Here is a 2,534-nt window from a genome sequence, read left to right as displayed (position 1 = left end):
GCCAACCCGCCCGGGCATGGCCGACACCACGCCGAAGGACGAGCCGGCGACCTACATCAACGCCAAGGTACCCAAGTACCACCACGAGCAGCAGATCGCTACCCTCGCCCGTGACGTGGTGATTCGCCAGGGCAGCATGCAGGCCGAGGCCGACGAGGCCAACCTCTACCAGACCGAAAACCGTGGCGAGCTCAAGGGCAACGTCAAGATCCGTGACAACGGTTCGCTGGTGGTCGGTGACGAGGCACAGATCCAGCTCGACACGGGTGAAGCCCAGGTCGACAACGCCGAATACGTGATGCACAAGTCGCACATCCGCGGCAGTGCCCTGTACGCCAAGCGTGGCGAAAACGCCATCATCCGCCTCAAGGACGGTACGTACACCACCTGCGAACCAGGCAGCAACGCCTGGCAGCTGAAGGGCAACAACATCACACTGAACCCGGCCACCGGTTTCGGTACCGCGACCAACGTCACGCTGCGGGTCAAGGATTTCCCGGTGTTCTACACACCGTACATCTACTTCCCGATCGATGACCGTCGCCAGTCCGGTTTCCTGCCGCCATCGTTCAGCAGCACCAGCGACACCGGCTTCATGCTGGTCACGCCGTACTACTTCAACCTGGCGCCGAACTACGACGCCACGTTGTACCCGCGCTACATGACCAAGCGCGGCCTGTTGATGGAAGGCGAGTTCCGCTACCTGACGCCTTCGAGCGAAGGGCAGTTCGGTGGCGCGTACCTCAACGACAAGAACGACGACCGCAAAGAGCAGACTGACTACAAAGAGCAGCGCTGGATGGTCAACTGGCAGCACAAGGGCGGGCTGGACGAGCGCCTGATGGCTGAAGTGGACTACACCGACATCAGCGATCCGTTCTACTTCCAGGACCTGGAATCCGACCAGATCGGTATTGAAACCCAGGACCTGCTGAACCAGCAGGGTGCACTGACCTACCGTGGCGACAGCTACACCGCGCGGTTGAATGTGCATGCCTATGAGATGGCGACCATCTCCCAGATCACGCCGTACGACCGCCTGCCGCAGATTACCTTCAACGGTAAGCTGCCGTTTGAGCCGGGTGGGCTGAACCTTAGCTATGAAACTGAAGCCGTTCGCTTTGATCGTGATTTGAAAAACGACCTGGTCTTCAACGAAGACGGCCTGCCAGACAGAACCGCAGGCGTCGTGATAGACCCAGTCACCAAAGAAGTACTTGGTGGCAAGCGACTTGATGAGAACATCTCTGGTATCGCTCGCGCTAACGGCACACGACTGAACATTGCCCCATCGATCAGCCTGCCAATGGAAGCCAGTTATGGCTATCTGACACCAAAGCTGAAATACGCCTACACACACTACGATCTTGATCTGGACAGCAAAGGCAAAGCCGGTGCGATCAACCTTAAGAATCTGGACCCGGTGGCATACGGCACTTACAGCAGTACGGTGAACCGTGATGTACCAATTTTCAGCGTGGACAGCGGACTGTACTTCGACCGAAATACGTCATTGTTCGGTACCAACTACAAGCAAACTCTCGAACCGCGCATGTTCTATCTTTACGTCCCCTACAAGGACCAGAGGGACATTCCACTGTTCGACTCGGGCGAAACCCTGTTCAGCTATGATTCGCTGTTCCGCGACAACCGCTTCAGTGGCACCGACCGAATCGGCGATGAAAACAAACTGTCCTTGGGTGTAACTACCCGCTGGATCGAAGAAAACGGATTCGAACGCCAGAATTTCAGCATCGGTCAGGCGTACTACTTCAAGGATCGCAAGGTCCAGCTGCCAGGCATCAACTACAAAACCCGCAAAGACTCGCAGTCCGACGTATCGCCATACGCATTGCTTTACAACTACTTCTTCAACCGCGACTGGCGCTTCAATTCGGACTTCAACTGGGACCCGGACAGCCGCAGCACCCGCTCGGGTAGCGCGATGTTCCACTACCAGCCTGAAGACAACCCGAACAAAGTGGTCAACCTCGGTTATCGCTACCGTAACGACACCATCTCCTACGACTCCACGACCGGTACCTGGAAAGTGGGCGGTGGCGACTACGGCGTCCCAGGCAGCGAGAACTACATCAAGGACTACTACAAGATCCAGCAGCATGACTTCTCGGTCATCTGGCCGATCGTTCCGCAGTGGAGCGTGATCGCTCGCTGGCAGCATGACTACAACCGCAACCGCACCCTGGAAGCCATGGGCGGTTTCGAGTACGACAACTGCTGCTGGAAGCTGCGCCTGATCAACCGCTACTGGATCGATTACGACGACTTCAGCCAAGCCCTTCCGGCAAACGAAAAAGGCGACCACGGCATCTTCCTTCAGATCGTCCTGAAAGGCCTCGGTGGTGTAGTCGGCAACAAGGTCGAATCTTTCCTCGACCAAGGCATTCAAGGTTATCGTGAACGTGAAGACCAAGCTTATTGATCGACTGCGCCCGGCGTTGCTGGGCGTTGCATTGCTGAGTGGCGCGGTGCATGCCGCGGTGCAACCTCTTGATCGCGTGGTGGCCATCGTC

2 protein-coding genes are annotated in these 2,534 nt (G+C 57.3%); both read left to right on the top strand.

All coding sequences use genetic code 11. From position 1 onward, the window contains the following. On the top strand, window positions 1-2,443 hold a 2,443-nt coding region (locus tag JV551A3_RS03410; RefSeq protein ID WP_133978340.1), incomplete at its 5' end, for an LPS-assembly protein LptD. Then, the coding region (locus JV551A3_RS31310; protein ID WP_413038290.1) for a hypothetical protein at window positions 2,424-2,534 on the top strand (111 nt) is incomplete at its 3' end. The genes JV551A3_RS03410 and JV551A3_RS31310, both read left to right, overlap by 20 nt.

This window comes from Pseudomonas inefficax (assembly GCF_900277125.1).
Classification (GTDB): Bacteria; Pseudomonadota; Gammaproteobacteria; order Pseudomonadales; family Pseudomonadaceae; genus Aquipseudomonas; species Aquipseudomonas inefficax.
This window is presented reverse-complemented; position numbering and strand designations above follow the sequence as displayed.